Origin of the sequence: Roseburia yibonii, assembly GCF_014297335.1 — a bacterium.
In the GTDB taxonomy this organism is placed as follows: domain Bacteria; phylum Bacillota; class Clostridia; order Lachnospirales; family Lachnospiraceae; genus Roseburia_D; species Roseburia_D yibonii.
On the sequence record NZ_JACOQH010000013.1, the window covers coordinates 21886 to 28265 of the forward strand.

The 6380-nt window shown below is 35.9% G+C and carries 4 protein-coding genes; 1 reads left to right on the forward strand and 3 read right to left on the reverse strand.

Annotation, left to right across the window (positions count from 1 at the left end; translation table 11 throughout):
- Positions 1-12 precede the first annotated feature (12 nt).
- Entirely contained in the window at positions 13-618 is a 606-nt protein-coding gene (locus H8Z76_RS13180) for a tyrosine-type recombinase/integrase (RefSeq protein WP_176924655.1), read from the forward strand.
- A 36-nt stretch (positions 619-654) separates the two neighbouring features.
- Here H8Z76_RS13180 and mobP3 read toward each other — a convergent pair whose 3' ends face one another.
- The 3 genes from mobP3 to H8Z76_RS13195 all read right to left on the reverse strand — a co-directional run bounded on the left by mobP3 (position 655) and on the right by H8Z76_RS13195 (position 6165).
- On the reverse strand, positions 655-3972 hold the full coding sequence (gene mobP3 / locus H8Z76_RS13185; RefSeq protein ID WP_186982804.1) for a MobP3 family relaxase: 3318 nt from the start codon (positions 3970-3972) through the stop codon (positions 655-657).
- 361 nt (positions 3973-4333) lie between these two features.
- Positions 4334-4741 (reverse strand): hypothetical protein, encoded by a 408-nt coding sequence (locus tag H8Z76_RS13190; RefSeq protein ID WP_186982806.1) that lies wholly within the window; start codon positions 4739-4741, stop codon positions 4334-4336.
- A 542-nt stretch (positions 4742-5283) separates the two neighbouring features.
- Positions 5284-6165: a DUF5688 family protein gene (locus tag H8Z76_RS13195; RefSeq protein WP_186982807.1), complete on the reverse strand. Its 882-nt coding sequence runs from the start codon at positions 6163-6165 to the stop codon at positions 5284-5286.
- Positions 6166-6380: the final 215 nt, after the last annotated feature.

Below are 6380 nucleotides of genomic sequence, written 5' to 3' on the forward strand. Positions count from 1 at the left end.
TATTGTAATTTAATGTATGATTATACAGCAATTAAGTATTTATATTCACGCGAGAAAGAAATTTTATTCAAGACTATCGAAAATGATACCTCTAAATATCATATACGAAATAAAGCCATTTTCTGTCTTGCCGAATATGCCGGATTACGCGCCAGCGAAGTTGGGTTGATACACTTTTCTGATATCAACCTCGAAAGTAGAGAAGTTTATTTTCACCGTTTAAAAAATAGTAATAACAATACTCTGCGAATCATTGATAATGATGTTTATACTGCTCTCATTGATTACATGCAAGAACGAAAATCGCAAAACAACGATTCACAGGTACTTTTTCTCTCGCAAAAGGGAAATCCAATTTCTCGAAAAGTGTTAGATAATTTAATGAAAAAATATTGCGCTGCAGCTGGCATACCCAAAGAGAAAGCACACTTCCATACCCTTAAGCATACTCGCGCAGTAGAATTGGCCGAACTCGGTCTTGATACCAAGGAAATTCAGTATTGGATCGGTCATAAGAGCATTAAAAACACCGAAATATATTTTCAGTTCACAAGTAAACAGCAGGAGACTTTATATAAAAAAATTCTATTTCTCCAAAACTCACCATCTCTACTATAAAACAAAAAAGTCCTGGTTTTACCAAGACTTTTTTATTTACAATCTTTCCGGCATAAAATCCCTTGCTTTTACTTGTTCTTGAGTTTTAGATTTATTTTTCGTTATTGATTGAGCAGCTACTCTATTTTGATACTGCCCTTGCTGATTCATTGATTCCACAGATGATAAGGCGGCTTTCACTAAAGCATAGGAGATTCCCATACCCATATCCAGACTCGTATCATCTAAAACATGTTTTGCCATCTGGTTATTTTGTTCTGCTGCTTTTTCTAACCACTTTCTTCCAATCTCCTTATTTTGATCTACGCCCTGCCCATAGTAATAAATCATTCCCAACTTGCATTGTGCATATGCATTTCCTTTATTGGCTGCTTGTTCCAAGTATGCTATGCCTTTTTTTATATCATACTGCTTATTTTCCGGATTTGTATAAATGGATCCTAATTTATACTGTGCATATTCGTTTCCTTGTTCTGCAGCTTTTTTGAAATACGTTATGGCTACATCTAAGTTATAATATGGCTTTTCCGAATCTGCATAGATCACTCCCAACGCATATCGTGCAGACTGATTATCCTGTATTGCTGATTGTCCAAAATATCTAATGGCTTTTTCCAAATCGTAATGCTGTCCTTCCGGATCCGCATAGATCACTCCCAGTTTATATTCTGCAAACTGGTTATCCTGTTTCGCTGACTGCTCCAAATAGCTGATCGCTTTCTCCAGATCATAATGCTGCCTTTCCGGATCCGCATAGATCACTCCCAGTTTATATTCCGCAAACTGGTTATCCTGTTTCGCTGATTGCTCCAAATAACTGATCGCTTTCTCCAGATCGTAATACTGTCCTTCCGGATCCGCATAGATCACTCCCAGTTTATATTCCGCAAACTGGTTATCCTGTTTCGCTGATTGCTCCAAATAACTGATCGCTTTCTCCAGATCGTAATACTGTCCTTCCGGATCCGCATAGATCACTCCCAGTTTATATTCCGCAAACTGGTTATCCTGTTTCGCTGATTGCTCCAAATAACTGATCGCTTTCTCCAGATCGTAATACTGTCCTTCCGGATCCGCATAGATCACTCCCAGTTTATATTCCGCAAACTGGTTATCCTGTTTCACTGACTGCTCCAAATAGCTGATCGCTTTCTCCAGATCGTAATGCTGTCCTTCCGGATCCGCATAGATCACTCCCAGTTTATATTCTGCAAACTGGTTATCCTGCTCCGCTGATTTCTCCAGATAGCCGATTGCTTTCTCCAGATCGTAATACTGACTTTCATAATCTGCATATATAGATCCAAGCGTATATTCCGCCATCATATTATTATTTTCCGCAAGTTTTTCTAACATTTTTATTGCACTATTTACTTTTTCAAAATCCTTTTCTTCTAAATATATTTTTGCTAACGAATATTGGGCATTTTCATTTCCAAGATCTGCAGCTTTTTTGAACCAATCGATTGCTTTTTCTACAGATTTCGTTGTTCCAATCCCATCAAGCGTCATTTTTCCTACCCTATATAAAATACTATCATCCGTTGCCTTTCGGGTCATTTCGCAAAAAAGAGAATATGCTTGCTTATAAGCGCTATCGGATGCATCCTGATCTATGTTTGTTCCAATTCCATGTGCATACATATTTCCAAGTTCGTAATACGCAAATGCATTTTTCCTTTCTGCTGACTTTTTCATTAAAATAAATGCTTGTTCTTTATTCTTCTGTATCTCAGCCTCAGATGAACTTTGCAATTTATTATCCAGGTATATTTTTGCTAATGAATACTGCGCATATGTATTTTTACCAGCTATCTTGTACCATTTTTCTGCTGTTTTATAATCTTGTTCTCCTCCTAATCCCCGGTCAAACATCTTTCCCATTTTATAGGCAGCATACGTTTTAATATAATCATTATCTGTCTGAGCATATACATCCTGATATGCTTTCCTGGCCTCTACAAAAAATTCATCTGCTTCCCGGACATCAATATTATTTCCTATCTGCTTTTCAATCAAAGTACCAATTTTTTCTATTGCAATAGCATTCCGTTTAATAGCCTCCTGCTCTAAGATATCAAAACCCTTTTCTAAATCAGGATTTTCTCCATATAAATTATTCATTGCATTTTTATATGAATCATTCCACTCAATATAATAATCCTGATTTATTATTGGAATCACGTCATTTATATGTAATTCTATATCGACATCCGCATTTTCCTTAACTTCAAAGTTTGGTTCTTTTTCAGCAGTGATCTTTATACTATTTGCAATTTCCCGGAGCAGCGCATTTTTGATTCTTTTTTCTATATCTGCCTTTCCCTGCAGCTGTGCATTCTTAATTTCAGTTTGGGTTTCACCGTAATATCCATGCATTTCTTTTATCGTATTCAAATAGGAACTTATTTCACGCTGCATATCAGTTCTACTTATTATGAGGTTAGACAATTTTGTCAGCTGCTCCTTGGCTTCTGGAGGCAGAAATTTATACGTTAATCTTCCTGATTTTGGCAACATATTAATAAGCTTGCTTGTTTCTTGAGCAATTTTCTTCAGGTCTTCAGATTGAATTTTATCTGGAAGACGTTCGTATTCAACTCCAGGAACATATCCTACTTCATTTATCAAACTCTTTGCCTGATCAAGAATTTCCGATCGTTCCCTATTTCTATTTTCTTTCAGTTCAGATAGCTGCTCCTGAAACACCTGTCTTACAGATCGTTCATATGCATCGTCAAACATTTCCTGGGATAACATATGCCGAATATCTTTTTGAACATTAGTATGAATATAAGGACTTCGAACCTTATCCTTATTATCCCATAATTCATAGTGGACGTGCGGATGAGACTCTTCCGCATGAAACGCAGCTATCCAAGTATGATCAGTTGGACTCACTCCCAATTTCTGCGCAATATCCGGCATTACACGTTTAAGATAATTATTCCAGGCATTAACATTCCGAAATCCTAATTCTTCACCATCTCTTTCGCTGAGAGATATAATTCCTCGATATATAATTCTTCCTTGTTTCGATAACTCATTTACATTCTTGACCACTTTATCCAAATCTGTAGTATCAATATTTCCGAAAAGTCCATGAGATCTTGGACGTCTTGCCATATATCTAACATATCCTTCATCACTGGCTTCCTGGTGCACTATATTTTCATCCAGATTCATTTCCAAAATTTTTTCATTACTTAATGCATCGTCAATGCTATCAACATTTTCCAAACTTACACCAGCTCTGGTTGCTATGTAGTGTGCATAATTACGATTTGCAACAGCAGATCCTTTTCTATTTGGATTATGAACTCTTATTTTTGATATCAATGGTGAATAGGGCATTTTTTCTCCTGTTAAATTTTTTAATTTGAATTCACAAATTTTTTACTTATTTTTTCAAAAACTTACATATTAATTTTGTATCAGTCAACCAGCAGTCAGACAAAGGAGGAAATTATGTCTAAAGCATATACATTTATAATATTACTCACATACTTTATATTAATCGGATTATGTAAGTATTTTCATCTCGAATTTTGTGAATTTTGTTTAAAAAGATTATACCAATATCCGGATGTTATTCGCTTATGTCTTTTTGATGCTAAACTACATATATTTTATATACTATCAATTCTAAAAGAATTTTTCAAATAGCAAATACATATGTGCCGGTACATGACATCTGTACCGGCACGAATTTTTATCAACTTTCTTTTTTATCTGCTTTGGATCGCATATAGACCAATGCCTTCTTTCGTGCCTCCTCATATACCGTTTCAACTTCCTCCCGCTGTTCTGGTGGTACGAATTTATATATGGTATCCGCGGCAAGATAGGTAGCTGTTCCTGATTGGATGCAGCTTTTAGCAGTCAATGATATGAGACGTTCCATTTGTGGATCCAGTACACTTTTTATCTGCTCCCGGATAATCGGTACGATAAAATCTAAGTTGGATTCTGTCAGTTGGCCATTTAAGCCATCACACACAAAGTCCCTAATCACATTACTCATGGACACATTTTTTTTTGCTGCCAATATCTTAATCTGTTCATATTCTTCATCCGTAAATATAGATGTAATTGACTTTCTTCCTGACACTTTTCGCGGCATATTTTTCCTCTTTTCTTTTTCTGTACTTTATCTACATCAAAGTATCATATTTTGCAATGTTCTTCAACATTTTTTCCCTGATTTTACGGTATTTTATGCAATATCTCGCAATAGTTCGGAACAATTCGGAACATAATGTCATATGTTCCGAACGTCTTAAATGCTTTTAATTACAGGCTTGCCTGTAATTTGTTCAGTCGGCGTTCTGCGCCCTATTCCTGCCTTAAATCTGCTTTTGATTTAAGGTAAGTCCAGAAAGGCGTTCTGGTTGGGGTTATAGGGGCGAAGTCCCTATGCCTTCGCCGCCGCACCTGTGGGATTGTGGGTAAGGTGCTGTTATGACAATCTTGAAAAATTGTTGATTGCATAGTTGATAATGTTTCATTATCGACATGCTATCAATATTTTTCAAATTGGAAAGCAGCTTATCCATAAATCCACAGGTCCGCCCTGTGGATATTTCAACTGCAATTTACAGCCCAACTAATTCAATTTGCAAAAAAGGACAGCTCCGGAGAGTTGTCCTTTTTTCTAACTACACTTTATGATTCTATAATAGATATTCCTTTTCCTTTCTCATACTTATAAATGTTGTACGATAATATTTCGTCCATTGCCACTTGCGTATCATTTATTTCTTTGACCATGCCTTGCAGTCCATAACCATCTGTATCACTATCAAATAGTATTAAAACCTCATGTATAGAAGATGGTAAAATAATGAAAGATTCTTTTTTCATTGTATCTGAAATATATTTCAGCATATCTTCACATCCCATAAGTGCCGCCCCATATACTCTTGATTTATTGGTTAGAACATACAACGGGCAATATTCAAATCCCATCATTTCAATATCAACGGCTTCTCTTAACACTTCTTCCATACTGATAAAGCTTATTTCTTTTCTAACATTTTCAGCGGCTTGAAGTGCAATTTTCTCTTTTTCTTTTTTCCATATAGTAAGCAATTCATTCGTAATGACAGTCGTTGCCATTCCATCTTTTGAATCGTCCAAACGAAGGTAATAGACTTTTGACAGGTCTAAAAAATCATCATGAGGAATAGAAGTTAAATACTCTGCATTGCGTTCCGTATTGACCAGTTTAAACCGGATTAACTTCTTTACTTTTTCATAATCGGTGAAATCTATCACCATCTCAATTTTGCGGCTCTGTTCATAAATTTCAGAAATGTGTGATACAATCATATCAAGTGAACGTCCATTTTTATATTCTGAAAATGCGTCATCCAGATAAATATTCGGTGCTATCTGTTTATCGTCCTTCAAAATGATTCCGTGCAATATCAGTCCGTTATTTTTCCGCACATCCTGATACCGAAATTCTAAATTCGGATAAAGTGTTCTTAATTTTCCAATCACCAATTCTGCAAATTTTTCCATTTCTTTTTCTAAATTTTTCATGATAAATATCTCCTTTATATGTTTGTTTTTTCCCCTTGCCAACCTCGAAACGTTATTTTTTCACCACCTTTCCGACATGCCTAAATCTACGTTTCGCGCGAAACCCAAAAGACTTGTTCTGGCAGGGATTCTGGTCGGGAGCTTTTTTACTTAATGATCAGCGCAGCTTTCCCTGTCGATCTTTTGACTTGTTCTGTATAGGTATTTCTGTATCG

Bases quoted from the DNA above. Each gene is read 5' to 3' on its own strand.
- H8Z76_RS13180 (WP_176924655.1), top strand. From the start codon at position 13: ATGTATGATTATACAGCAATTAAGTATTTATATTCACGCGAGAAAGAA.
- mobP3 (WP_186982804.1), bottom strand. From the start codon at position 3,972: ATGCCCTATTCACCATTGATATCAAAAATAAGAGTTCATAATCCAAAT.
- H8Z76_RS13190 (WP_186982806.1), bottom strand. From the start codon at position 4,741: ATGCCGCGAAAAGTGTCAGGAAGAAAGTCAATTACATCTATATTTACG.
- H8Z76_RS13195 (WP_186982807.1), bottom strand. From the start codon at position 6,165: ATGAAAAATTTAGAAAAAGAAATGGAAAAATTTGCAGAATTGGTGATT.